The following is a 26,055-nucleotide window of genomic DNA, read 5'->3' as shown; positions in this document are numbered from 1 at the left end:
CGCCACCGCCGCCCGCGCAGCAGCCCCCTTCCCTTGCCCCACCCCTCTTTATTCCCTGCCCGGTTTATACACCTTGCTTCTACGCGCTTTGCCTCCGCTGCCTCAACCACTCCCACTACCCCATTCCACGGCTCCATTGATGCTGATTAAACAAAAGTAATTTGACGTTGCCGTCATTTTTGCCAACAAAGCTCTTGGGCATACTGACCTCCTTCTCCCATAGGGAGCCCATATCCAAGGAGTTTCTATGCCACTGGCATTATTTGCCCTCACCCTGAGTGCCTTCGCGATCGGCACCACCGAATTTGTGATAGTGGGGCTCATTCCCACCATCGCCGAACAGCTTCATGTCTCGCTCCCCTCGGCGGGCCTGCTGGTCAGCCTCTATGCCCTCGGCGTCGCCATCGGTGCGCCGCTGCTGACCGCGCTCACCGGCAAGCTGCCGCGCAAGTGGTTGCTGGTGGGGTTGATGGCGCTGTTCACCATTGGCAACCTGCTCGCCTGGCAGGCGCCGGGTTACGAGAGCCTGATCGTCGCCCGCATCCTCACCGGCCTGGCCCACGGGGTCTTCTTCTCGGTGGGCAGCACCATCGCCACCGGTCTGGTGGCCAGGGAGAAGGCGGCGAGCGCCATCGCCATCATGTTCAGCGGCCTGACCGTGGCGCTGGTGACTGGCGTGCCGCTTGGCACCTGGATTGGCCAACAGTTTGGCTGGCGCGAAACCTTCCTGGTGGTGAGCCTCTTGGGCCTCATCGCCATGGTGGGCAGCCTGCTGCTGATCCCGAGTAACCTGCCCAAAGGTGCTGCTTCCAGCATCCGTGAGCAACTCTCGGTGCTGACCAAGAAGCCGCTGCTGCTGGTCTACGCCAAGACGGCACTGGGCTACGGCGGCGCCTTCACCGCCTTTACCTTCCTCGCCCCCATACTGCAACAGGTGAGCGGCTTCGGCGCCAATGCGGTGAGCCTGATCTTGCTGGTGTACGGAGTATCTGTTGCGTTCGGCAACATCTGGGGCGGCAAGCTGGCGGACAAGATGGGCCCACTGCCCGCCCTGAAGCTGATGTTTGCCGGGCTGGCGCTCATCTTGCTGATGCTCACCTTTACCGCGCCCCATCCGGTGCTGGCGGTGCTGACCGTGCTGGTGTGGGGCGCCTTCGCCTTTGGCAACGTGCCGGGACTACAAGTACTGGTGGTGAAACAGGCCGAGATCCATACCCCCAACGCCGTGGACGTGGCCTCCGGCCTCAACATCGCCGCCTTCAACGTCGGCATAGCGCTGGGATCCGTGGTCGGTGGTCTGGTGGTGGAACACCTGGGGTTGATGCACACCCCCTGGATTGGCGCGCTGATCGTGCTGCTGGCCTACGGCCTGACCCACGTCAGCGAGCGGCGCGAGGCCAAATTGGCGCTGGCGGTCTGAGCGCTGACAGATAAAAAAGGCCGACACCTGGTGTCGGCCTTTCTCGTTTTCAGGGGCGGGCTCAAGACTCCTTGAGATCCTCGTCCGCGGCCCAGCGCGCCTCCAGCCAGAGCAGGTTGACCAGGCCGCACAGCAGGGCAAAGCCCAGCCCCAGAATCCAGGTGAAATACCACATGTTGAAACTCCCTTGAGGTGAAGGCGGTTAGTAGAGGCTATGGCCCTGTTGGCGAACCTGCTGCGTGCTGACCTTGCCGCGCACCACCCGGTAGACCCAGAGGGTGTAGCCGATGTTGATGGGCATCAGCACCCCGACTATTCCCAGCATGATGAGCAGGGTGCCCTCGCTGGAGGTGCCGTCCCACAGGGTCAGGCTGCTCGACGGATCCAGCGACGAGGGCAGCACGAAGGGGAACAGCGCAATGGCCACTGTCAGCATCATGGCGGCGCAGGCGCCGCCGCTGGCAAGGATCGCCAGCCGCGATCTGCCGAGGTGGCTTGCCAAGGTACTCATCAACGGCAGCAGCAGGCCCAAGGCAGGCACAGCCCAAAGTACCGGGTGCGCCACGAAGTTGCCAAACCAGCCATCCGGCGCCGTCATCACCTGCTTCATCAGCGGCGTCAGGGCGCTGTTGAGATCCCCTATCTCCGCAATCTGGTATCCCCACATCTGGCTGAGCCAGACGCCGCCAAGGGCGAACAGGCCGCTGGCCAGGGGCCCGAGCCAGAGGCTGTGGCGGGCGCAGCGCTCGGCTATCACCCCCTGGGTCTTGCACTGCAGGAAGCTGGCGCCGTGGAGCATCAGCAGGGCCAGCGCCGTGCCCATGCAGGTCAGCAGCAGCGGCCAGTTAAACTCGAAGGCGCCGTAGTGGATGCGAAGGTGCGAGTCGAAGCGAAACGGCAAGCCTTGCAACAGGAAGCCCAGGGTCGCGCCAAACACCAGGGTCGGCAGCAGGGCGCCGGTCACCAGGGCGCGGTCCCACCAGCGGCGCCACTGGGCCGATTCCAGCTTGCTGCGATAGTCGAAACCCACCGGGCGCAGGAAGAGACCGAACAGCAGGAACATGAAGGGCACATAGAGGGCCGAGAAGGCGGCGGCATAGACCAGCGGCCAGGCGGCGAACAGGGTACCGGCGCCGGCGATGAGCCACACCTGGTTGCCCTCCCACACCGGGCCGACACTGTTGAGCAGCACCCGCCGCTCCTCATCGGTTTTGCCGACGATGGGCAACAGCAGGCCCACCCCCAGATCGAAGCCGTCCATCACCACGAAGCCGATGAGCAGGAACAGCACCAGACCCCACCAGATCACTTTCAGGGTTTCGTAATCCATCAGAGCGCACTCCCGCTTGCCAAGACTTCACCTTGATAACGACCCGTCTGCAGGCTGGCGGGCCCTTTGCGGATCACATGACGCAACAAGAACAGCTCCACCACCAGCAGGCTGGTATAGATGAGGCTGATGGCGATGAGGCTGAACCAGATCTGGCCCGGCTGCAGCAAGGAGACCGAGGCCGACACCGGCAACACCTCGCTGATGGTCCAGGGCTGGCGACCAAACTCGGCCACGAACCAGCCTGCCTCTATGGCAATCCAGGGCAGCGGTATGCACCAGAACAGCGCCTTGAGCAGACGCGGCGACTGCACCAACCGGCCTCTACACAGTTGCAGGAAGGCGGCGGCAAACAGCAGCAGCAACACCACCCCTATGCCCACCATCAGCCGGAAGCTCCAGAACAGCGGCGCCACCTGGGGCACGGAATCCGCCACCGCCCGGGCGATGGCCCCTTCGTCCGCCTTGGCTATGTCTTTGGCATGGGGGGTGAGCAGCAGGCCGTAGCCGAGATCGGCGCGGTGGCGCTCGAAGGTGGCGCGGGCGGCGCCGTTGCCACCATCCTGGCGAAGCGCCTCAAGCGCGCCATAAGCCAGCATGCCGCTGCGGATGCGCACCTCATGCTGCGCCTTGAGATCTTTGATGCCGGTCACCTGCTCATCCAGGGAGCGGGTGGCGATGATGCCCATCAGGTAGGGGATCTTGACAGCCCCGTGGGTGGTCTCGGCGCTCTGATCCGGCCAGCCGAACAGGGTGAAGGCTGCCGGGGCGGGCTCGGTCTCCCACTCCGCCTCGATGGCGGCGAGCTTGACCTTCTGCACCTCCCCGGTGCGATAGCCCGACTCGTCCCCGAGTACGATGACCGAGAGGATGGCGGCCAGACCAAAGCCGGAGGCGATGGCGAAAGAGCGCAGGGCGAAGCGCACCTCCATGGAGCGCAGCAGATACCAGCTGCTCACCCCCATCACGAACAGGGACGCGGCCACGTAACCCGCCGCCACAGTGTGCACGAACTTGACCTGGGCCACCGGGTTGAACAGCACGGCGGTGACGTCGGTCAGCTCCATGCGCATCGTCATGGGGTTGAACTCGGCACCGACCGGGTTCTGCATCCAGCCGTTGGCGATGAGGATCCAGAGGGCGGAGAGGTTGGAGCCGAGCGCCACCAGCGCCGTCACCAGCAGGTGCTGGCCCCGGGAGAGCCTGTCCCAGCCGAAGAAGAAGAGGCCCACCAGGGTGGACTCCAGGAAGAAGGCCATCAGCCCCTCCACCGCCAGGGGGGCGCCGAAGATATCGCCGACATAGTGGGAGTAGTAGGCCCAGTTGGTGCCGAACTGAAACTCCAGGGTGATCCCCGTGGTCACCCCCATCACGAAGTTGATGCCAAACAGCTTGCCCCAGAAGCGGGTGATGTCCTGGTAGATCACCTTGCCGGTCATCACGTAGGCGGATTCGGCGATCACCAGGATCCAGGACAGCCCCAGGGTGAGGGGTACAAACAGGAAGTGAAACATGGCCGTGGCCCCGAACTGCAATCGGGACAGGCTTACCACATCATCCAGGTTAATCATGCAGGACTCTCTATGTTGCATTTAACAGACAGCTTTTCGCCCGTTAAGTACAACACGCCCTATGACACCTATAACAGATGCAGTTATAGTGAAATACACCTATAACAGTTTAAGCCCACCATGTCCCGCTACGGCCAGCTGGCAGCCCTGCTGCAACAACAAATAGAGACCGGCCTCTGGCAGCCGGGGGAGCGCATTCCCTCCATTCGCCAGAGCTGCAAGACCCACACCCTCAGCCCCATGACGGTGCTGCAGGCCTACCAGCTGCTCGAAAGCCGTGGCCTCATCCTGGCGCGGCCCCAGTCCGGCTACTACGTCAAGGCCGCCAGCTCACCGCTGCGAGCCAGCGCCCCGCAACAGGCGCACTACACAGGCTCGGTGGATATCAACGATCTGGTGTTCGAGGTGCTGCAGGCGAGCAAGTCCCGGGAGCTGGTGCCCCTCGGTATGGCGGTGGCGGGTCCCGCCCTCTTCCCCCACCCCCAGCTCGGCCGGGCGCTGGCCAGCTGCATGCGCCGCCTCGACCCCTTCAGCACTGTGGCAGATCTGCCCCCCGGCAACGAGGCGCTGCGCCGCGCCATCGCCCAGCGTTATGCCAGCGACGGCCTGGCGGTGGACCCTCAGGAGATCATCATCACCACAGGGGCCATGGAGGCCCTCTCCCTCAGCCTGCAGGTGTTGACCGAGCCCGGAGACTGGGTGGTGGTGGAGTCTCCCACCTTCTACGGCGCCCTGCAGGCCATAGAGCGGCTCAAGCTCAAGGTGGTGGAGATCCCGGTGATCCCCGGGGTCGGCATCGATCTCGCCCTGCTGGCCGAGGCGCTCGCCCAGCGTCCCATCAAGGCGTGCTGGCTGATGGGCAACGTCCAGCACCCCCTGGGCCACACCATGCCGGATGGCCACAAGCAGGGGCTGATGGCGCTGCTCAACGCCCATGAGGTGCCCCTGGTGGAGGACGACGTCTACGCCGAGCTCTACTTTGGCCGCGAGCGCCCCAGCCCCATCAAACGCTGGGACGCCCGGGGCGACAGCCTGCTGTGCGGCTCCTGGACCAAGTGCCTGGCGCCGGGTTTTCGGGTCGGCTGGGTGGTGGCGGGACCCCATGCAGAGCGCATCCAGCGGCTGCAGCTGATGTCGACCCTGTCGACCAATGTGCCGAGCCAGCTGGCGCTGGCCGACATGCTGCGCCAGGGCGGGGTGGATGCCCACTTTCGCCGCCTGCGCCACACCCTGGCCCAGCGCCAGCAGCAGATGCGGACGGCCCTGCTGCGCCTCTTCCCGGATGAGGTACGCATCTCGATCCCGGATGGCGGCTACTTCCTCTGGCTGGAATTTGATGCTCGGCTCGACAGCCGGGCGCTGCATGCCCAGGCGCTGGCCTGCGGTTTCTCGCTGGCGCCGGGGGCGCTGTTCTCGAGCCAGGGCCAGCACAACCACTGCCTGCGCCTCAACAGCTCCCACCTCTGGCGCCCTGAGCTGGAAGCGGCCCTCACCCGGTTGGCGGCGCTGATCCAGCAGCAGCTCGGCCGCCATGAAAGCCGGACATAACAAGGCCCCATGACGGGGCCTTGTCTCCTGAGGGGAGGAGCGCTTATCGGGCGTAAATTTCGGACTGACGGGTGAAACCCAGGGATTCATAAAACGACCTGGCCCTGTCGTTGAAGGACATCACCTCCAGCCGGATTTGGCTCGCATTCTGGGCCTTGGCCCACTGATCGCAATGGGCGATCAATGCCTTGCCGATGCCGCCGGATCTGTGCTGCTCATCGACTACCACTGTGGTGATACGACAGATGGGGAGCTTGCTGATAAAGGGAATGGCTTCATTGATGTCAATTCTTGCCACCAGAAACCCCAGCACCTGAGCATGCTCCACCGCCACACAAAACAGCCGCTCTTCGCTGCCGATGGCGGCGAGCAGAAAGTCGCGGTCCTCCGCAGAGGGGCCACAAAACACCTCGGGGACATGTTCAAAGTGCATCACGCATATTTGCCGATTCAGTTCCGCGAGGGCGTCGATATCGCGCGCGGTTGCCTTGCGTATTTCCAATGATGGCTCCTTGCCGGTGAGTGACACATTCATCCCCTGCGATCTCTGGAGAAAGGCCAATCATAGGGGGAGTCAGCCACAACAAAAAGGGTCAATCGCATCCCAAATGGGCAGTGCCGCCAGGCAAACACAAAACATAACGCCCCGTGATTGGGGCGTTATCGACTATCCCGCTATTTGCCAACGGTCAGCTCGGGGCTCCCAGCTGGGCCACCTGTCGCTCTATGCTGCCCTTGAGGTTGTCATCGAGCTTGAGGGCCCTCGCCAGCTCGTCCAGGTAGCCGCGCTCCATGAAGTGATCCGCCTCTATGGTGAGCAGGGAGGCGAGGTAGACCTCGGTGGCCTGCTCCATGTCGGTCACTTCCCGTGCCAGCGCTTGCGGGTCGAGGGGGCGCGCCAGTTCGGCGTCAATCCAGCGCGCCGCATCGCTCTGACCCTGCTCGGTCAGATACTGCTGGATCTTCTGGCGCTCGGCGTCGTCGATGTGACCGTCAGCCCTGGCCGCCGCCACCATGGCGCGCACCAGCAAGGTGGCGCGAGCATCCAGCGCCTGGCCCTGCAGGCTGTCCAGTGGCTGGGTCGGTTGCGCAGCCCCGCCCTGCTGGGCCTGCCAATCCTGATAGAGCTTGTAGGCGAGGCCGCCGAGGGCCGCCGCGCCGCCCACCGCCGCCACCTTGCCGCCATATTTGCGGATCTTCTTGTTACCCAGCAACAAGGCCATGGCCCCGGCGGCCAGGCCACCTTGCGCCATGCCCTTCATCTGCGCCTTGCGGCTGTCACCGCCATCGTTCAGCCAGCTCTTGCCGCTGCCCAGCAGTTGATCGAGTATTTGTTTCATAGGCCCTCCTCGTTGCATAGTGACCCATGCTGGGTCGCGTCCACTGAACTCAAGGTGAATAAATGCCACTGCCACGCCTGCTGCTGCTGACCCTGTTGACGCTGATGGCGTTCGCAGCCAATTCGCTGCTCTGCCGCCTTGCCCTGTTCGACGAGCGGATGGATCCGGCGCTGTTCACCCTGCTGCGCCTGACCAGCGGCGCCCTGATGTTGCTGCTGCTCTGTGCGCTCCGTCGTCCCCCACAGCCCCGCCAGGGGGACTGGGGCGGCGCCCTGGCCCTCATCGGCTATGGTGCGGCCTTCTCTTTTGCCTACCTGACCCTGACCACGGGCACCGGCGCCCTGCTACTGTTTGCCGCCGTGCAGCTCAGCATGCTGGCCCCGCCCCTGCTACGCGGTGAACGCCTGCCCCCTCGCCAGTGGGCCGGTTTGCTGCTCGCCATGGCGGGACTGATCCTGCTACTGCTGCCCGGCATCACGGCGCCGGATCCTCTGGGGGCGGCTTTGATGATAGCCGCTGGCATCGCCTGGGCCTGCTACACCCTGCGGGCCTCACGCTTTGCCGATCCCATCGCCGCCAATGCCGGCCACTTCCTGCGCGCCAGTCTGCCGGCGGCCCTGCTCTACCTGTGGCTTGGGCACCTTGAGGCCAGCCCGCTGGCCATCGGCTACGCCCTGACCTCGGGGGCGCTGGCCTCCGGGCTCGGCTATGCACTCTGGTATCGGGTGCTGCCCCAGCTGGGCCGCACCCTGGCCGCCAGCGTCCAGCTGCTGGTGCCTCTGCTCGCCGCCCTCGGCGGGCTCATCTGGTTGGATGAGTCATGGTCAATGCGGCTGTTATTGTCATCCATAGCCATCTTGGGGGGCATCGCCCTGGTCATATGGGGACGGCCCTCTGCTGGAGACAAGTCATGAAGACGCACATTATGAAGCTCGCCATACTGCTGCTGGGTGGCAGCCTCTCAACCGGTCTGCTGGCCGCACTGGAAGATAGGGAAGCCCAGCAGAGTCAGCTGGACAGAGCCTGTCTCAACGCCCAACAGGCGTTGATCGACGAAGGTAAGGCCCAACGCATCAAGGCATGTGAGGAGCAAGGCGGCAAGGCCGCCAACTGTACGCAGACCTTTGCCAGCTTCGGGCAGCGTGAGGGAAACAAACGCCCGAACTTTGGCCAAATACCGGCCTGCCAGCAGGCCGAGCAGTACCGACAAAGCTATCGTCAGTGACATCACTACCCCGGGCAGGATCATCGTTATCTACAGCTCTTGCCCCCATTCGACCCCAGAAGGAAGTGCCATGAGTGCCCGTGAACTGACCCTGCAATTTCTCGCCGAGCCCGCCGATGTCAACTTCGGTGGCAAAGTCCATGGCGGCATGGTGATGAAGTGGATCGATCAGGCCGGCTACGCCTGCGCCGCCGGCTGGTGTGGCGGCTATGCCGTCACCGTCTATGTGGGGGGCATTCGCTTTTTGCGTCCCATCCAGATAGGCCAGCTGGTCGAGGTCCATGCCAAGGTGATCCACACAGGTACCACCAGCATGCACCTGGCCGTGGATGTCTATAGCCGCCACCCCACCGACCCGGCTCGCCACAAGACCACCCACTGCATCATCATCTTCGTGGCCATGGACGAGCACGGCAAGCCGAGCCCCGTGCCCCAGTGGCAGCCGGTGAGCGAGCAGGATCTACGCTTGCAGCAGTACGCCAAGAAGCTGATGGCCCTGCGTGAAGAGCTCGACAAGGAGATGCGTCAGCACATGTGAAGCCCTTCAAGTCCCGGGCAACCGGGGCGTGTCTTCACGGCCCGCGGCGGTATAATGGCGCCCCCTCAGCCCCATGAGAAACCAAGATGTCACTGGAAAATGCCCCCCCCGAGGTCAAACTCGCGGTGGATCTGATAGAACTGCTGGAAACCAACCAGATTGCCCCGGATCTTGTCCTGGCGGCGCTCGCCATCGTCCGTCAGGACTATGAGCGCAAGCTGGCCGCAGGGGCCGAGCACTAATCCCAAGACGGTTTTAGCCCGAGACCGCCCCCATTCCCGTCGAGGAAGCACAGCATGAGCCAACCCCAGCGTTTCGAACAAGGCCGTCCTATGTTGCTCGGCGGCCTGCGCCGTCAGCACGACGCAGCCAGTGCAGACATTGAGCGCCAATGGCGGGATGCCGGTCAGCTCTGGCCCCTGCCCGGCCAACTCGGTGAATATGCCTACGGGGTGATGTGCGGGGGCGATGACAGCCGTTTCGAATATATGTGCGCCCTGGAAGTGGCCAGCCTGGCGGCGCTGCCCACGGGGCTGGGGCGGATGCGGATCGAGGCCCAGACCTACGCGGTATTCGGCCATCAGGGCCATGTCAGCGCCCTGCCTGCCCGCTGGCAAGAGGCGCTGGCCTGGCTGGCAGCGTCTCAATATCAATCAGCCCATAAACCCGATTTCGAGCGCTATCCCCCGCAGTTTGATGGCATCAACGGCATCGGCGAGATGGAGATCTGGCTCGCCGTGGTGCCGCGTCAACAACTCGCCTGAGCCTCAATGCCGGTCATCCACAGTCATCACCTCATCACACAGGGTGATCAGCGCCTCGGCGAGCCGGGCCAGGGGCTCGCCCCGCTCACGGCTCACATGCAGGGCCAGTTCGACCGGGGCGAGGGCGGGCCAGTCACTCAGGCTAACCTGCCCCTCCTGCAACAACCGTTGGGGTAACAAACTGACCCCGATCCCGGCGCTCACCGCCCCCTGCAAGCTGGCCAGGCTGGCACTGACATAGGCGATGCGCCAGCGCAGCCCCATGGCGTCCAGCGCCGCCGTCATCTCGTCGCGATAGAGTCCTGCGCTTGGAAAGGCCACCAACGGCAGGGGATCCCGTCCTGCCGCAGGCCAGTCGCGGCTGTCGACCCAGGCGATCGGTTCGGGCCAGATTGCCCTGGGTTGGCCCTGGCCCCGCCTCTGCTTGACCAGCGCCAGATCCAGCTCCCCTGCGGCAAAGCGTTGCCACAGCTCATGGCTGAGTCCGCTCATCACCTCGAGCCGCACCTGGGGATAGTCCCGAGCGAAGCGGGCCAACACCCGGGTCATGGCGCCTGCGGCAAAATCTTCCGGCACTCCCAGCGTGAGCTGCTGGCTCGCCTCTGCCACCTGTTGCTCCGCCTGGGCGAGCAGATTCAGGATGCGCCGCGCCGTGCCAAGCAGGGTCTCCCCCTGAGCCGTCGCCGTGACCTGACCGCCGCGCCTGTCCAACAAGGCGCAACCGAGTTGAGTCTCGAGTCGCCGCATCTGCTGGCTGATGGTGGATTGGGTCAGATGAACCCGTTCACCGGCGCGGGTGAAACTGCCGGTATCGACGATGGCAACGAAGCTGCGCAGCAATTGGGGATCCAGCATGGGTGACTCCATTTGAAAAATTACTGATTGGCATTGAATCATTTAATTTCCCCATAATAGCGCGAGCGGCTAGCCTGTCACCAGACTCCACAAGCGGCCACCCCATATGACTGACACTTCCATACCCGATGGCTCCCTGGCGACCCATCAAGCCTGGCTGGTACAAACGGTCGAACTTGCCCTTGATCACCGACGCCAGGGGGGGCGCCCCTTCGCGGCCCTGCTAGTACGCGATGGTCAACTGCTGGCCAGCGCCGTCAATTTGATGCACCTGGCCGGGGATCCCACCCGCCATGCCGAACTCGAAGCGCTGCGCACCGCCAGCCAGCACGGCGCCCTCAAGGGCGCCGTGGTCTACGCCAGCGGCCACCCCTGCCCCATGTGCCTCTGTGCGTTGGTGATGAACGGCATCAGCGCCGTCTACTACGCCTTCGACAATCAGGATGCGGCCCCCTTCGGCTTTGACAGCGCCGCCAGCTACGCCCGGCTGAGGATCCCCCTGTCGCCCCCGCCGCTACCGCTCATCAAGCTGCCGAGCCCCATCAGTGCCGCCGCCCTCTACGGCCCTGACGCCGATGAGTAAGCCATCTATTCAGGAAGGCCGCGGTGCCCTGCTGGTGCTGGTGATGCTGATTGGCATCAACCTGCGCCCCTTCCTCACCGCCATCGGGCCGCTGGCGGAGCGGATCGACGGGCGTCTCGCGCTTGGCATGGACAATCTCGCCTGGGTGACCCTGCTGCCGCTGCTGCTGATCGGGGTCGGTGTGCTGTTCACCCCGGCCCTGCTGCGCCTGGCCAGCCCGCGCCAGCTGCTGGCCACGGCGTTGCTGTTGCTGGCACTCGGCAGCGTCCTGCGCTTCGATGTGAGCAGTGGCGCCCTGCTCATCGCCAGCGCCGCCCTCTGTGGCCTCGGCTCGGCCCTGGTGCAGGGGGTGTTGCCCGGTCTCATCAAGGGGGCCTTCGCCCAGCGGGTCCCGCTGGTGATGGGGATTTTTTCTGCCTGCATGATGGGGGGCGGGGCACTGGGCGCCATCCTCAGCCCCCAACTCGCGAGCCAGCTGGACTGGTCGCGGGTGCTCGCCCTGTGGAGCCTGCCGGTGCTGCTGGCGCTGATCTGGCTCGGCTGGCGGGTACGATTACCTGTGGTGGCCAAGGCCCTGCCACCACCGGGGGAGCCGCGATTGATAGGCCTGCCCCGCAGCTGGCTGCTGATCGGCTGCTTTGGCATCATCAACAGCGGCTATGGCATCGTCGTGGCCTGGCTGGCACCGGCCTACATGGCGCAGGGCCTGAGTGCCCAGCAAGGGGGAGAACTGGTCGCCTGGCTGGCACTGGCCCAGACCCTGAGCGGCCTCGGCCTGCCGCTGCTGGCGGCGCGCAAGCTGGACAGGCGCCCCTGGATGGGGCTCGCCATCTTGTTGCAGGTCGCGGGATTTGGCGGCCTCTGGCTCGCCCCGGAAGTAGCCCCCATCCTCTGGTGCCTGCTGTGCGGCGCAGGGCTCGGCGGCAGCTTCTCTCTCATCATGGTGATAGCGCTCGATCACCTGCCAGACCCCAGACGCGCCGGTAGCCTGAGCGCCCTGATGCAGGGATTTGGCTTCATCTTGGCGGCCACCGGCCCCTGGGTGGCGGCGCGCCTGCACCACTTGAGCGGTGACTTCGCCGCCGCCTGGCAGTGGCAGCTCGGCGGATTGGCGCTGATGAGCCTGTTGGTGCTGCGCCTCAACCCCTTGCACTACCCGAGCGCGATGCGACTGCCCGCAGTGCCCGCAGTGCCCGAGAGTGATGCCCCGGCCCCGCTGCCCGCCCATAGCAATACACCGGCCTGAGGCCGGTGTATTGGGAGAGATCACTATGGGATGAGGGGCGAGCTTAGCGCCCCTTCTTCTGCCGTCCAGCCTGGGGGGAACGCGGTTTGCCCGCAGCCGGTTTGCCACCCTTGGCCGGAGCGCCCTTGCCAGCGGCGCCTTTACCGGCCGCGACCTTGCCCGCTGGGCTCTTGTTCTCAAACGCCGAGGGGCCCGGCACGTTGGGACGGCCGCCAATCTCGTGGTCATCGTCCCGGCGCGGCTTCTTGCCCTGGGCCGGTTTGGCGCTTTGCGCCGCCGGGGTCTTGGGCTTCTCCCCCTTGGCCGGTTTCACCTCGGAGGAGGAGTCTTCAATCAGCTTGAACAGCTCGATCAGCTCATCGTCGGTGAGATCGCGCCACTCCCCCACCGGCAGCCCCTTGAGGCTGACGTTCATGATGCGGATGCGTTCTAGCTTGGTGACCTCGAAGCCGAAATGTTCGCACATGCGGCGGATCTGGCGATTGAGCCCCTGCACTAGGGTGATGCGGAACACGAAGGGGGCCTCTCGCTTCACCTTGCACTTCTTGGTGATGGCACCGAGGATCGGCACCCCGGCGCCCATGCCGCGGATGAACTCATCGGTCACCGGCTTGTCGACGGTCACCAGGTACTCTTTCTCGTGATCGTTGCCCGCCCGCAGGATCTTGTTGACCAGATCCCCGTGGTTGGTCAGGAAGATGAGCCCCTGGGAGTCCTTGTCGAGTCGGCCGATGGGGAAGATACGGGTGCTGTGGTTGACGAAGTCGACGATGTTGTCCTTCTCCCCCGCCTCCGTGGTGGAGACGATGCCCACCGGCTTGTTGAGCACGATGAACACCAGGCTGTCGGCTTCTCGCGCCTCGATCACCTGACCGTTGACCAAGACCCGATCCCCGGCAAACACCTGATCGCCGATCCCGGCCCGCTTGCCATTGATGAAGACCTGGCCCTGCTCGATGAAGCGATCGGCCTCACGACGGGAGCAGATGCCGCTCTCGCTGATGTATTTGTTCAGGCGCATGGATTCATCAGCCAGCATGGGTCACCTGCCAGAATATGGGGTTGAGGAGGGTTGTCGGCTGAGTCAGCCAGGTCATGGTCGGGTTAGTCTGCATACATGTCCATTTACAAAAAGAATCTACAAAAAGCATCTGCAAAAAAGCGTCTTCAAAAGGGTCAAAGCCTGCGCATTCTTCAAAAAAGCGCCGCTACAGTAGCATATTGCCCCGATCCATTCGCCGGATACTTCTCCCCCGCCCTCCCCAATAACGCGATCGCAAGGCCCGATATGAGGCCCGCAACGGCACAAGCACCCACTCCCACATTCAGCGGAGCACAGAGTGCGGCCAACAATGGGCACATCAAGACGCGGTGCAGGCCGATGACCTTGCCCACACTCCTCGCACGAGACCCATTCACTGGCTATGCAGCCAGCTTGCCCCTGTGTCACTTGGCACCAACAAAAACTTGCTATTTATTAATCAAAAATGCATAAAAAGATTTTCGTTCACGCGAATTATCTTGCTGTAAGCGCCACGATCGCCGTGGCTTTGGGCCCAAATAAAATATTATTTTTAAAACGGGCCATGGATTCGAATATTTACCCGCACTGACTACCAATTAAAAAATAACCTTTCATGCGGGGCCTGACTCGCTTTCTGACAGACGCCTATTTCATCATCCCATACAGGAGTTACCGATGAGCCATTCCCTTTCCCAGACGGATTTCCTGGCCCAGCTGGCCAACCGCAATCCTCATCAGCCCGAGTTCATCCAGGCCGTGAGTGAGGTGGTTGCCTCCATCTGGCCCTTCATCGAACGTCACCCCCACTATTTGCAGCACGGCCTGTTGGAGCGGCTGGTAGAGCCGGAGCGCCTGATCCAGTTTCGAGTGAGTTGGGTGGATGATCGGGGTCAGGTGCGGGTCAACCGTGGTTATCGTATCCAGCACAACTCGGCCATCGGCCCCTTCAAGGGGGGCATGCGCTTCCACCCCTCGGTGGATCTCTCGGTGCTCAAGTTCCTCGCCTTCGAGCAGACCTTCAAGAATGCCCTCACTACCCTGCCCATGGGCGGCGGCAAGGGCGGCAGTGATTTCGATCCCAAGGGCAAGAGCGAGGGAGAAGTGATGCGTTTTTGCCAGGCGCTGATGCTGGAACTCTATCGCCACCTGGGCGCCAACACCGATGTGCCAGCCGGTGACATCGGGGTGGGCGGGCGCGAGGTGAGTTACATGGCGGGCATGATGAAGAAGCTCACCAACAGCGCCGAGTGCGTCTTCACCGGCAAGGGACTCTCCTTTGGCGGCAGCCTCATTCGCCCGGAAGCCACCGGCTACGGCCTGCTCTACTTCGCCCAAGCCATGCTGGCCAATCGCGGACAATCCCTCGCAGGCATGACGGTCTCGGTATCGGGTTCCGGCAACGTGGCGCAATACGCCATCGAGAAGGCGATGGCGCTCGGCGCCCGGGTCATCACCGCCTCTGACTCCGGCGGCACCGTCTTTGATCCCGACGGCTTCACCCCCGAGAAACTGGCCCGCCTGATGGCGCTCAAGAACGAGCAGCGCAAGCGGGTCGCCGATTACGCCCACGAGCTGGGGTTGGAGTTCTTCACCGGCCGCTCCCCCTGGCACTTGCCGACTCAGATCGCCCTGCCCTGCGCCACCCAGAACGAGTTGGGGGAAGAGGATGCCGCAACCCTCATCACCAACGGCGTGCAGCTGGTGGCGGAGGGCGCCAACATGCCAAGCAGCGCTGCCGCCATTCAGCTCTTCCATGAGGCCAGGGTACTGTTTGCCCCGGGCAAGGCGGCCAACGCGGGGGGCGTGGCCACTTCGGGTCTGGAGATGAGCCAGAACGCCCAGCGCCTCGGCTGGAGCCGGGACGAGGTCGATGCGCGCCTCAAGGAGATCATGACCAGCATTCACGCCACCTGTGTACGTTATGGCCAGGATGACGACCATGTGAACTACGAAAGCGGCGCCAATATCGCCGGCTTCGTCAAGGTCGCCGACGCCATGCTGGCGCAGGGGGTCTGCTAATACTGCGGGAATGGCTTAGGGCCGATGCCTCAAGCACCCAAACACAACGCGGCAGCCCTTGGGCTGCCGCGTTTTTTATGTCAGCCAACGTGGGAGTATCACTAGGGGCTACAGACGTTTTCAGCTGATTTTTCAGAACTGAAAGACGGCGACTCATCCTCATCGTTAGTTCACCATAAGCGTTTGGACTCGGTGCCTGAATCGCCCCAGTTCCCTAGAAACCGGTACCATCACCTCCTCCTTGTCGCTAGCTACCGTCTGTTTGTACCGCTAGCCATCAGATTGATTTTCAAAGGAGTAGTATAAGAGAACAGCTTACTGATTTAGTTACAAAAAATGATATTCTGCTCTCCCTTATGCACAAGACTCAAGGTCAGCAGCGATGCAACAATGTGGTATTTATGAACAACTCATCACTCAACTGCTGACATCTCGACTCGACCGCGAGCGCTTTTACGTAGGGGAACGCCGGCTTGAATCAACCGAAGCGGCCGTCTGGTTATCACGTTTTCTTAGCCGGGTTTTGGAATATGCGGTGGGCTCGGTCACGGGAGAGGATCAGCTACAACGGCAGATTGAACTGGCTAACCAGTTATTACTGTGGCTAAAAGATCGCACGCAAGACCCGGACTTTATTAGCGAGAATCTCATCGATAGCCAGGGGAAAATACTGACAGCGCTCTACCAGTTGGATAACCCCATCTCAGCCAATTTAAAGCAATATGCCGAAGATGTTTTCCCTCTAACGGGCCTGACCCAGAGTGAGCTTTTTTGCGGCAGCAATGCGGGTTTGTCGATGGAATCAGAGATCAAACGGGAGATATTATCGGCAGATAGCATCTGCTGGCTGGTCTCATTTATCAAATGGGCAGGTATCCGTATTTTCCGCCATGAGCTCGAGGAGTTCACCCGCAGCGGCCGCCAATTAAAAGTGATTACCACTTCTTATATGGGGGCAACCGACGCCAAGGCAGTTGAATTTTTAGCCAGCCTGCCCAACACCGAAGTCAAACTCAGCTACAACACCCAGCGCGAGCGGTTGCATGCCAAGAGCTATCTCTTTTGCCGAAATACCGGCTTTCATACCGGCTATATAGGTTCATCCAACCTCTCTCATTCTGCCCTCACCAGTGGCTTGGAGTGGAACCTAAAAATCACCTCGCAAGAGATCCCTCATATTATCGAGAAATCCCTGAGTACCTTTGAAACCTATTGGGAATCCGATGATTTTGAACTGTTTGATGGCAAGCTAGAAAGCCGCACAAAATTACAGCATGCGCTGCAAGAGGCCCGTGGGGATGGGGATAAAAATAGTCCTGCCTATTTCTTTGATATCACGCCGTTTCCCCATCAACAGGAGATTCTTGAGCAATTGGCGATGGAGCGCTCTATACATCAGCGCTTTCGTAACTTGGTTGTGGCGGCCACCGGTACGGGAAAAACCCTGATCTCCGCCTTTGATTTTGCGCGTTTTCTGAAAACAAAACCCGACGCCAAGTTTCTGTTTATCGCCCACAAAGAGGAGATCTTGCGCCAGGCATTGGCCTCCTACCGCGGTGTGCTCAAGCAATCCAATTTTGGTGAACTCTTGGTCGGTGGCGCCGTGCCTACCCACTACCATCAGCTTTTTGCCTCGGTGCAATCCTTGAATAATCAGCTGACTAATTTTCGTCTTAGCCCAAACTATTTCGATTACATCGTCATCGATGAGGTTCACCATATTGCGGCAGACAGTTATCGTGGCTTGCTCGCCGCCTTTTCCCCTCACATTCTCTTGGGATTGACCGCCACGCCTGAGCGCCACGATGGCGGTGATATTCTTGCGGACTTTTGTGGCGTGATCGCAGCCGAAATCCGCCTACCAGAAGCCATCAATCGTCGCCATCTTTGTCCATTCCAATATTTTGGCATCGACGATGATACAGATTTACGCCAAGTCGCTTGGAAAAATGGCCGCTATGACATCACAGAACTCACCAATCTCTATACCCATAATCAGCAACGGGTGCAGAAGATAGTCCAGAGCCTCGATGAGATCGTCACCGATATTACCAAGATCAAAGCACTGGCATTTTGCGTGAGCCGGGACCATGCCGCCTTTATGTGTAAGGCCTTTTTACTCAAGGGCATCAAGGCGGACATTCTCACCAGCGATAACCGCGACGAGCGGCATAGTAAACAACAAGGTTTGCGCATAGGCGTTATCAACATTCTCTGCGTAGTGGATATTTTCAACGAAGGTGTCGATATCCCCGAAGTCGATACCTTGCTGTTTTTACGGCCAACGGAAAGCCTCACCATCTTCTTACAGCAATTAGGGCGTGGCCTGCGACTGGCAAACGATAAAGAGTGCTGCACAGTGTTGGACTTTGTTGGCAATGCCCGTGCGGAGTATGACTTTGCCCAGAAATTCCGAGCATTGGTGGGTAAAACCAATAAGGCAATTAGCCACGAAATCAAACAGGGCTTCCCCCATGCCCCCTTGGGATGCCGCATCGAGCTCTCGAAGCAAACTCAAGAGTTGATCCTGAGCAATATCAAGAAGGCGATCCTCAATACCTCGCGACTCATGGGCCTGATCCGCCGTTTCTCACAGGATTGCGATTTACCGCTGACCCTGGCGAACTTTTTGAACTTTTACCCTCATATCAGCCTTGAGGAGATCTACAAGCGCGGTAACTGGAACGTCTTGGTCAAAGAGGCTCACAACCACACCGTTTCTGAATTCACCGATGAGAAGTTGCACACCCTCTACACCCGTGCCATCAAAACTCGGCTGTTGGGCTGTGATGCGCTCCATTACCTTCAGTTCTTGCAGGCGTTGGTCGCAGGACACTTTGCACTCACTCCTGATCTGGATGAACGCATGGCCCTGATGTGCCATTACGACTTCTGGCAACAGAGCGGTCCCAAGGCGGGTTTTGCCACCCTGGCGCAGAGCCTTAAGCGGCTCGAACACCCGGAGCTCAGGGCTGAACTGGCAGACCTGTTACCCCTGTTGATCAATCGGGTTCAACACGAGCAGTTAGCAATGCCCCACCTTCCCGACAATCCGCTACGGCTACATGCCCGTTATGCCAGAGAGCAGGTGTTAGTTGGTTTTGGTGCCACCAATTTCGAACAGCAACCGTCAGCTCGTGAAGGGGTGTTTGTTATTGCAGAGCAGAATATTGAGCTGCTGTTTGTGACCCTAAACAAAACGGAGCAGCACTTCTCTCCCACCACCCGTTATCACGACTACGCCATTAACGAGTCGCTGTTCCATTGGCAAAGCCAAAATAGCGCTCGTCCAGATCGTGGTAAGGGGTTGAGTTATATCCAGCACAGAGATAGCGGTAAACGCATGTTTTTGTTTGTTCGTGAGCAGAGCAACGATGAGTTTGGCCGCACTCTTGGCTTCGTGAACTTTGGAGAGGTGGAGTTCGTCTCCCACAGCGGCAGCCAGCCAATGAACATTAAATGGCACCTCACCACTCCGATGCCACCCTTTATGTGGAAAGAAGCGGCCAAACTGGCAGTTGGTTAACTCCTGTTAGATAAATACCTCGCTCATCCGCGAGGTGTTTTCATGAGGGCTGGTACCCAATCATGTCGATACTGTCATCGATCAGTTTGCAGAAGATGTTTTGCGGCAACTTTTGTACCTAGGTTGTGACATAGTCGAGGTCAACATCGCCGCTAAGCAGACCAAATAACGATAGATCGGCCCCCATCAACCCCTCTCCTCTATCCTTGCTTGGCGCAGCCGGTGGCCTTGAGCACTCGCCGCCTGGAGGCTGGGTCTTTGAGCAGCCGCGCCGCCGGGCGAATAGGCCGTGCCACCAGGTTGCCGCCACAGTTGGGGCAGATCCCCCCAAGCCGCTGCTCGGCGCAGGAGGCGCAGAAGGTACATTCATAGCTGCAAATCAGCGCCTGATCCGACTCAGGGGGCAAATCCCGATCGCAGCACTCACAGTTGGGTCTCAGTTCCAGCATCTTGACTCCTGAGCCACCCCTTGAGGGCGACTGGTTGCTAAGGGCTATGGCTTCATGTGTATCGATTCAATCCCATCACCGCCGGACAGGATATCAGGCGAACGTCCGATGAAGGAGGCAGGGAGCCTCCTCAGAACAGGCTGTCTGTAAACGCCTCAAGGGGCGCGGGCAAGAGATCCTGGGGATGATCCCCCCCAAAAGTAGCGAGGCCGCTCTGGCCTTCAATCAGGGCCGAACGCAGCGCATTGGCACTGGCCACCTCGAACAGGGTCAGTTTGACGGTCACCTTGTCGGAGCGGGCGGACCACTCGGTAGCCCTGTCTTCCCAGTGCAGGATCTGGGGGTAGCAGAGCAGGTCATATCCCCCCTTTCGGGCACTAGACAGGGCTTCATTCAGGTTCTCTGTATGACGCGCCAACTCGACCCGGGTTAGCCGCTTGAGCAGCGGCGTGGCTATCGCCTGACTCAACATCAGACCGGAGCCCGGGTAATGGTGCTCTCCATAAGCGCCATCTCTGGCGAGGGCCACATAGAGGCTCTGCCCGGCCTGGATCCTGGGAGATGGCAGCTCTGGGGAGAGGTGCACCTGATGGCTGTCGGCACATCCCGTAAGCAGTTGGCCGACCCACACCAAGGCAAGCCAGAATCCAATATTGTTCGCAATCTGCCTCATCACGCCTCCTTGGCCATCATTGATGATGTCTGTTAGCTACTCAATACCGTCACATAACGTGTCGCGTCGAGCCAGCAGTCGCTCATCCGCAGAGTTCGTGGCCACGAGGATTGCCTGATTGCAGGCACGCTCTGCCGCTTGCTCTGACGTGGTACTGGCGCGACCAATCTCGGCGATCATGGGTTTGTCATTCAGGGCGGCGTGGCAATAGATCCGCTTGATGTTGGGACTGACCGCGTCCTGTTTGGCTGTCAGCGTCTGACAAAGCTCGCCAAAGAGCGAGGCCGCCTTGACGGTGCAGTGGCTAAACCGCACCACATCCTGCTCGTAGCGGCGGCACACGCTCTGCTCATTGACCCGCCAACGCACAGGTAGGAGAAGGGCACCTGCTCCCCTTGATATTCCACTACCTGAGTATTGAGTTCGGTTCCCATGCTATCGGTCAGCTGCTGCACCAGATTGAGATACGCCGAAAACAGATAACTGACCGGATCCACCCTCACCTCCTTGTGCATGACGCTCGGGCAACACGCGTCACTGTGCGCCCATTAGTTCCGAGACTCAGGATAGACGCTCACTTCGATCAGGTTGGCATCGGGGTCGAGGAAATAGACTGAACAGATCTCTCCCATGGCACCGGACTTGGTCACCGGCCCCTCAATCAGAGGGATCCCCTGCTCACTCAGATGGCGCATCACCTCGCCAAGGGGCCATTGGCTGATGAGGCAGAGATCCCCCGATCCCACCTGAGCCCGGTTACGCGGCTCCTGCCCCAGCAGCTGTAAATTGATCTTCTGGTTGCCAAAGCGCAGCGCCCGCCGTCCCGCTCCGAAGGTGATGGGCTCCATCTTGAAGACGCGGCTGTAAAACCCCACCGCCCGCTCTATGTCGCTGACCGTCAATACCAGATGGTCGATGTGACTGATCATGATGACTCCTTGTCTGCTCCGGTTACACCCTCTGCCATCATAACGACTCCGCAATCCCGGCGTCAGCTCATAGTCGATGCCGAGACTGAAATAACGGCGCAGCGCGTCGGCCTATCTATTTGTCACCAAACAGTGAGCGCAGCGCAATAACCATTTATTTCCAGTGGGAATATTTGGAACCCAGCAACCAGCAGTGCCACTGCCAAATATAAAAAGCCATGTGAAAGCGGTGATAATGAATATTAAATGTCATTAATATCAACTAGATGTGCAATACCTTCCGAAAGATGCTTTAACGTCACTCTCCGCCTCTATATCTCGCTGATTTATACCCGGCCTGGTGTACAATCGCCGCCCAATTTGCCAGATCACCTTTGCCATGGCTCAGGCCGGCGATTCATCCCAGGGTTATTAGACGTGCTCATGACGCCTCCCATGCTCGACAGTTATTACAGCCAGGAACTGGTTTTTTTCTCCATTCTGGTGGCGGTGCTCGCCTCCTATACGGCGCTGAACATGACGAGCCGGGTCAGCCAGAGTCAGGGGCGCGCAGCCGCTTTCTGGCTCACCGGGGGCGCCTTTGCCATGGGGCTTGGCATCTGGTCCATGCATTTCATCGGCATGCTCGCCTTCAAGCTGCCCATCGCCCTCGGTTACGATCTGGCATTGACCGGTCTCTCCCTCATCACGGCCATCGGCTCGTCCGCCTTCGCGCTCTGGCTGGTGAGCCGCGCCACCCTGCCCTTGAGCCATATTGCAGGCGGCGCCCTCTTGATGGGGCTGGGCATCGCCGCCATGCACTACATCGGCATGGCGGCGATGATGATGACCCCCGCCATTCACTATCTGCCGAGCCTGTTCGCACTCTCTATTGTCATCGCCGTGCTCGCCTCCGGCGCCGCGCTCTGGATAGCCTTTCGCCTGCGAGAGCACACCCAGCGCGCCTTCTTCAGCAAGGCGCTCGCCTCCCTGGTGATGGGATTTGCCATCATCGGCATGCACTACACCGGCATGGCGGCGGCCCAGTTCCCGGCCGATAGCCTGTGCGGCGCCCTCTATACCGGGCTGGATGCCAAGTGGCTGGCCCTGGTGGTCATCATCGTGACCCTGACGGTGTTTGCCATCGCCCTCATTCTCTCCATGCTGGATGTGCAAAATGCCCGCCTCTCCTCCTCCTTGCACCAGGCTCATGACGAGCTGGTCAAGCTGGCGCTCCATGACAGCCTGACCCGCCTGCCAAACCGCTTGTTGTTTGCCGATCGGCTGGCCCAGAGCATCAAGCGCTGCCAGCACAGTCGGCAGCGCTTCGCCCTGCTGTTTCTCGATCTCGACGGCTTCAAGATCATCAACGACGCCCACGGTCATCACACCGGCGATCTGTTGCTGCTCGACGTCACTGAACGCATCAAGGGGCTGCTCGGCAGCGGCGATACCGCCTCGCGCTTTGGGGGGGACGAGTTCGTGCTGGCCCTGGCGCCGGGAGAGATGGCCCAGACCCGCTTGTTCGCCGAGCGACTGCTGGCCGAGATAGCCAGACCCTATCAGCTCGAACACCACCACCTGCACATCACGGTCAGCATCGGCATCGCCATTTATCCGGATAATGGCACCAGCCTGCACGAGCTGACCCTCAATGCCGATGCCGCCATGTATTACGCCAAGGAGCGGGGCCGCAACGACTACTACTTCTTCGACAGCGCCATGAACGCCAATGCCCACCAGCAGTTTTTGCTGCAACAGGATTTGAGCCACGCCCTGGAGCGGGGCGAGCTGGCACTGCACTATCAACCCAAGTACGAGGCCAAGGGGGGCCAGGTGATCGGCGTCGAGGCGCTGCTGCGCTGGCAGCATCCCATCCATGGTGCCATCTCCCCCGCCACTTTCCTGCCGCTGGCGGAGAAGACCCGGCTCATCATTCCCATCGGCAACTGGGTCATCGATGAAGCCTGCCGCCAGATGAGCCGCTGGCTGGCGGCAGGCCATGAGCAGTGGAGCCTGGCGGTGAACCTCTCCACCATACAGCTGGCCAGTCCGGGATTGCTGGGGGTGGTCGAAGAGGCCCTGTGCCGTCACCGGCTGGAGGCCCGCCACCTGACCCTGGAGATCACCGAGTCCACCGCCATGGAGAATGCCGAGGAGAGTCTGCTCATCCTCAACCGGCTGGCCGAGCTGGGCGTCAAAATATCCATCGATGATTTCGGCACCGGCTACTCCAGCCTGCTCTATCTCAAACGCTTCCCCGCCAATGAGCTCAAGATAGACAAGGGGTTCATCACCTCCCTCGGCCAGACGGGAGAGGATACCGCCATCGTCAGCGCCATCATCGCCCTCGGCCACACCCTGGGGATGCAGATAGTGGCGGAAGGTGTGGAGACGACCCAGCAGCAGGCGCTGCTGGTGCGCCTTGGCTGCGACACCCTGCAAGGTTATCTGCTCGGCCGCCCCATGCCCGCAGACCGCTTGCTGGCCCACTGCGCCGCCAACGAAGCCATCCCGGCCTGAGGCTGGGCCCTTGTCCAGACTCGCAACCACTGATCTGCTGCTTGCTTTGCCATGAGCCAAGTGTTCAGGCCATAAAAAACGGCGCCAAGAGGCGCCGTTTTTGATCCCCGTCTTTCTACCGTGACGGGATGAACAAGCCGCTGGCTTATTCGTCTTCCAGATAGGCATAGCCTTGCAGACCCAGATCCAGCTCTTCGAGCAGGGCCTTGCGGGTCTCATCGTCCAGGGCAGGATGGGAGACGATGCGCTGATAGCTCTCGCGGATCACGGAAGGATCGATGTTGACGTAACGCAGCAGCTGCTCGACGGTATCGCCGCGCACCACGTTACGGATGTCCATCTTGCCTTCGTCATCCAGCCACACTTCCGCGCAGTGGGTGTCGCCGAACAGGTTGTGCAGATCCCCCAGGATCTCCTGATAGGCGCCGACCAGGAAGAAGCCGACGTGGCACTCTTCGTGCTCGCCATATTCCGGCATCGGCAGGGTGCTCTCCACCCCCAGGCCATCCACATAGTGCTCGACCTGACCGTCGGAGTCGCAGGTGATATCCATCAGGATACCGCGACGGGTCAGCGGGCGATCCAGGCCAGCCAGGGGCATAACTGGGAACACCTGACCTATGCCCCAGGCATCGGGCAAAGACTGGAACAGGGAGAAGTTGGCGAAACACTTGTCGGCCAGCTTCTCGTTCAAGTCATCGGCCAGGGCGCGGTGGCTGCGGTTGACCGGGTTGAGCTTCTCTTTGAGCTTCAAGCAGGTGTTCTGGTGCAGCGTCTCGGCCCAGGCCCGTTGCTCCAGGTTGAGCAGACCCATGGTGTACTGGGCGTTGACGTCGGTCAGGTCGGCCAGGGAGTCATGGAACAGCTCCAGCAGGGAGGGATCTTCCTCGTGATTGAGCTCAAGCCAGCCTTTCCACATGTTCTGCAGCAGGGTTGGTGCATCCGCATCAGGCGCATGTACCTCGCTCATCTCGGCCCCTTCGGCGCCGATGATGTTGGTGACCAGCACCGCATGGTGGGCGGTCAGTGCCCGGCCAGATTCACTGATGATGGTCGGGTGCGGCAGGTCAAACTCACGGCAGACGTCGCCGATGCCCCACACCACGTTGTTGGCGTATTCGGACAGGCTGTAGTTGGCGGAGCAGTGGCTCTGGGAGCGGGTGCCCTCATAGTCCACACCCAGGCCACCGCCCACATCGACCACGTCGATATCGGCGCCCAGACGACGCAGCTCGGCGTAGAAGCGGCCGCACTCGCGGATGCCACCCTGGATGTCACGGATATTGGCAATCTGTGAGCCCAGATGGAAGTGCAGCAATTGCAGGCAGTCAAGCTGGCCCAGGCCGCGCAGACGCTCGACCAGCGCCAGGATCTGGGAGGCGGAGAGACCGAACTTGGACATGGCGCCGCCGCTCGATTCCCACATGCCGGAACCGGTGGAGGCCAGACGGGCACGCACACCTATGTTCGGCTTGATGTTGAGGCGCTTGGCTTCATCGAGCACCAGCTCCAGCTCGGAGGGCTTCTCGACCACGATGTAGACCTTGTGGCCCATCAGGTTGCCGAGCAGGGCGTGACGCACGTATTCACGGTCTTTGTAACCGTTGCAGACGATGACGGAGCCGCGATCGTGATGATGGGACAAGACGGCCAGCAGTTCGGGCTTGGAGCCCGCTTCCAGACCCAGACGCGGTTTGTCGCTATAAGACTGGCTGATGGTTTCGATGACGCGGCGCTGCTGGTTGACCTTGATCGGGTAAACACAGAGGTAGTCGCCCTCATAGCCTGACTTCTCGATGGCCTGACCGAAGGCGTTGAACAGGGCATCGACCCGGCTCTTGAGAATGTCGGGGAAACGCAGCAACACAGGAGTGGTCAAGCCAGATTGACGCAGCTGCTCGATGGCGTCAGACAATACGATCTGTGCCTCGGGGCGAGTCTTGTCGGGCGAAACGGTCACATGACCGGCGTCGTTGATATTGAAGAAACCCGCACCCCAGTAGGGAACGTTGTACACCTTCAAAGAGTCCTTGCTGGACCAGTTAGTCATGGGCTATGCCTCGCAAATGAGCGGCGTGAAGCCGCCTTCGTTACCCTCAATCACATCCAGACCATCGATTGCAAATAGCGGCAAGCCAAGCTGCCTGCTGGGGCGAATAACGTAACGCGTCTTGCAAGGGCGGTTGGCCGCCATCTTGATCACGACTGTTGACGTCTGTCACATCCAGACTATCTATTTACCCATCGCGGCGAGCCAAGGCTGCCTGGTGGATTTTGGGACCTGGTGGATTTTGGGAAGTAACGAGTCTTGATGTGGGGCTTGTGGCTTTACATCAAGCTCAACGGTATGCGGCGCTGGGTGTCAGCTCCGCGGTACTTTGATGGCGCGCAGCATCAGCCACGCCGCGGCTCATCATGGCCTGGCAGTCACAACACCTTGGGAGCAGGATTTCAAGGAAGAGAGGGACGAGGCGTCATCGCAAACGCGAGCAGATGACGACAAGATACCGCAG

General features: G+C 60.9%; 24 protein-coding genes. 12 read left to right on the top strand and 12 right to left on the bottom strand.

The genetic code is table 11. From position 1 onward, the window contains the following. Positions 1–247: 247 nt before the first annotated feature. On the top strand, positions 248–1,420 hold the full coding sequence (locus BN1130_RS17015; protein ID WP_042043426.1) for an MFS transporter: 1,173 nt from the start codon (positions 248–250) through the stop codon (positions 1,418–1,420). A 61-nt stretch (positions 1,421–1,481) separates the two neighbouring features. On the opposite strand, the gene cydX is transcribed toward BN1130_RS17015, so the two are convergent. The 3 genes from cydX to BN1130_RS17000 are packed head-to-tail and all read right to left on the bottom strand — an operon-like array spanning position 1,482 to position 4,321. Beyond that, positions 1,482–1,595, bottom strand: a complete 114-nt coding sequence (cydX, locus tag BN1130_RS17010; protein ID WP_005310033.1) for a cytochrome bd-I oxidase subunit CydX — start codon at positions 1,593–1,595, stop codon at positions 1,482–1,484. Between the two features lie 27 nt (positions 1,596–1,622). Further along, complete coding sequence (gene cydB, locus BN1130_RS17005) at positions 1,623–2,750, bottom strand: cytochrome d ubiquinol oxidase subunit II (protein WP_042043425.1); 1,128 nt, start codon at positions 2,748–2,750, stop codon at positions 1,623–1,625. After that, on the bottom strand, positions 2,750–4,321 hold the full coding sequence (locus BN1130_RS17000) for a cytochrome ubiquinol oxidase subunit I (RefSeq protein WP_042043423.1): 1,572 nt from the start codon (positions 4,319–4,321) through the stop codon (positions 2,750–2,752). Before BN1130_RS17000 ends, cydB begins: the two co-directional genes overlap by 1 nt. A 120-nt stretch (positions 4,322–4,441) precedes the next feature. Between BN1130_RS17000 and BN1130_RS16995 the strand changes: the two genes are divergently transcribed. Further along, positions 4,442–5,869, top strand: coding sequence for an aminotransferase-like domain-containing protein (locus BN1130_RS16995; protein WP_042043422.1), 1,428 nt, complete (start codon positions 4,442–4,444; stop codon positions 5,867–5,869). Positions 5,870–5,912: 43 nt separating this feature from the next. On the opposite strand, the gene BN1130_RS16990 is transcribed toward BN1130_RS16995, so the two are convergent. After that, entirely contained in the window at positions 5,913–6,371 is a 459-nt protein-coding gene (locus BN1130_RS16990) for a GNAT family N-acetyltransferase (protein WP_042043421.1), read from the bottom strand. 187 nt (positions 6,372–6,558) lie between these two features. Continuing rightward, positions 6,559–7,209, bottom strand: a complete 651-nt coding sequence (locus BN1130_RS16985; protein WP_042043419.1) for a tellurite resistance TerB family protein — start codon at positions 7,207–7,209, stop codon at positions 6,559–6,561. A gap of 62 nt (positions 7,210–7,271) precedes the next feature. Between BN1130_RS16985 and BN1130_RS16980 the strand changes: the two genes are divergently transcribed. The 5 genes from BN1130_RS16980 (at position 7,272) to BN1130_RS16965 (ending at position 9,736) form a co-directional block, all read left to right on the top strand. Next, positions 7,272–8,123, top strand: a complete 852-nt coding sequence (locus BN1130_RS16980) for a DMT family transporter (protein WP_042043417.1) — start codon at positions 7,272–7,274, stop codon at positions 8,121–8,123. Then, entirely contained in the window at positions 8,120–8,434 is a 315-nt protein-coding gene (locus BN1130_RS16975; protein WP_157014071.1) for a hypothetical protein, read from the top strand. The genes BN1130_RS16980 and BN1130_RS16975 overlap by 4 nt, the downstream gene beginning before the upstream one ends. 70 nt (positions 8,435–8,504) lie before the next feature. Then, on the top strand, positions 8,505–8,972 hold the full coding sequence (locus BN1130_RS16970; RefSeq protein ID WP_042043416.1) for an acyl-CoA thioesterase: 468 nt from the start codon (positions 8,505–8,507) through the stop codon (positions 8,970–8,972). A gap of 86 nt (positions 8,973–9,058) precedes the next feature. Next, a complete protein-coding gene (rsmS, locus tag BN1130_RS21805; protein WP_084218245.1) occupies positions 9,059–9,214 on the top strand; it encodes a pleiotropic regulatory protein RsmS in 156 nt (51 codons plus the stop codon). A 54-nt stretch (positions 9,215–9,268) separates the two neighbouring features. Continuing rightward, positions 9,269–9,736: a GyrI-like domain-containing protein gene (locus BN1130_RS16965; protein WP_042043413.1), complete on the top strand. Its 468-nt coding sequence runs from the start codon at positions 9,269–9,271 to the stop codon at positions 9,734–9,736. Between the two features lie 3 nt (positions 9,737–9,739). On the opposite strand, the gene BN1130_RS16960 is transcribed toward BN1130_RS16965, so the two are convergent. Then, complete coding sequence (locus tag BN1130_RS16960) at positions 9,740–10,591, bottom strand: LysR family transcriptional regulator (protein WP_042043411.1); 852 nt, start codon at positions 10,589–10,591, stop codon at positions 9,740–9,742. Between the two features lie 106 nt (positions 10,592–10,697). Here BN1130_RS16960 and BN1130_RS16955 point away from each other — a divergent pair, with 106 nt between their 5' ends. Beyond that, positions 10,698–11,174, top strand: a complete 477-nt coding sequence (locus BN1130_RS16955; RefSeq protein WP_042043410.1) for a nucleoside deaminase — start codon at positions 10,698–10,700, stop codon at positions 11,172–11,174. After that, a complete protein-coding gene (locus BN1130_RS16950) occupies positions 11,167–12,420 on the top strand; it encodes an MFS transporter (protein WP_042043409.1) in 1,254 nt (417 codons plus the stop codon). The genes BN1130_RS16955 and BN1130_RS16950 overlap by 8 nt, the downstream gene beginning before the upstream one ends. A 43-nt stretch (positions 12,421–12,463) precedes the next feature. On the opposite strand, the gene rluF is transcribed toward BN1130_RS16950, so the two are convergent. Further along, the gene (gene rluF, locus BN1130_RS16945; RefSeq protein ID WP_042043408.1) at positions 12,464–13,459 is read right to left on the bottom strand and encodes a 23S rRNA pseudouridine(2604) synthase RluF; all 996 of its coding nucleotides are present in this window, start codon (positions 13,457–13,459) and stop codon (positions 12,464–12,466) included. Between the two features lie 660 nt (positions 13,460–14,119). Here rluF and gdhA point away from each other — a divergent pair. Together gdhA and BN1130_RS16935 are read left to right on the top strand one after the other, a co-directional pair. Continuing rightward, positions 14,120–15,463: an NADP-specific glutamate dehydrogenase gene (gdhA, locus tag BN1130_RS16940; protein ID WP_042043407.1), complete on the top strand. Its 1,344-nt coding sequence runs from the start codon at positions 14,120–14,122 to the stop codon at positions 15,461–15,463. A gap of 382 nt (positions 15,464–15,845) precedes the next feature. Further along, positions 15,846–18,989, top strand: coding sequence for a DEAD/DEAH box helicase (locus BN1130_RS16935; protein ID WP_042043406.1), 3,144 nt, complete (start codon positions 15,846–15,848; stop codon positions 18,987–18,989). A 200-nt stretch (positions 18,990–19,189) separates the two neighbouring features. On the opposite strand, the gene BN1130_RS16930 is transcribed toward BN1130_RS16935, so the two are convergent. The 4 genes from BN1130_RS16930 to BN1130_RS16915 form a co-directional block, all read right to left on the bottom strand. After that, entirely contained in the window at positions 19,190–19,438 is a 249-nt protein-coding gene (locus BN1130_RS16930; RefSeq protein ID WP_042043405.1) for a DUF1272 domain-containing protein, read from the bottom strand. Positions 19,439–19,568: 130 nt separating this feature from the next. After that, entirely contained in the window at positions 19,569–20,111 is a 543-nt protein-coding gene (locus BN1130_RS21800) for a DUF4823 domain-containing protein (protein ID WP_042043404.1), read from the bottom strand. Between the two features lie 36 nt (positions 20,112–20,147). Then, on the bottom strand, positions 20,148–20,453 hold the full coding sequence (locus tag BN1130_RS16920; protein WP_232302042.1) for a hypothetical protein: 306 nt from the start codon (positions 20,451–20,453) through the stop codon (positions 20,148–20,150). Between the two features lie 206 nt (positions 20,454–20,659). Next, complete coding sequence (locus BN1130_RS16915) at positions 20,660–21,040, bottom strand: VOC family protein (RefSeq protein WP_042043402.1); 381 nt, start codon at positions 21,038–21,040, stop codon at positions 20,660–20,662. 435 nt (positions 21,041–21,475) lie between these two features. On the opposite strand from BN1130_RS16915, the gene BN1130_RS16910 reads away from it, so the two are divergent. Next, positions 21,476–23,542, top strand: a complete 2,067-nt coding sequence (locus tag BN1130_RS16910; protein ID WP_042043400.1) for a putative bifunctional diguanylate cyclase/phosphodiesterase — start codon at positions 21,476–21,478, stop codon at positions 23,540–23,542. A gap of 145 nt (positions 23,543–23,687) precedes the next feature. Here the strand turns inward: BN1130_RS16910 and speA are convergent, their stop codons facing one another. After that, the gene (speA, locus tag BN1130_RS16905; protein WP_042043399.1) at positions 23,688–25,592 is read right to left on the bottom strand and encodes a biosynthetic arginine decarboxylase; all 1,905 of its coding nucleotides are present in this window, start codon (positions 25,590–25,592) and stop codon (positions 23,688–23,690) included. Positions 25,593–26,055 lie beyond the last annotated feature (463 nt).

It is taken from the genome of Aeromonas rivuli (genome assembly GCF_000820045.1).
In the GTDB taxonomy this organism is placed as follows: Bacteria; Pseudomonadota; Gammaproteobacteria; order Enterobacterales; family Aeromonadaceae; genus Aeromonas; species Aeromonas rivuli.
This window is presented reverse-complemented; position numbering and strand designations above follow the sequence as displayed.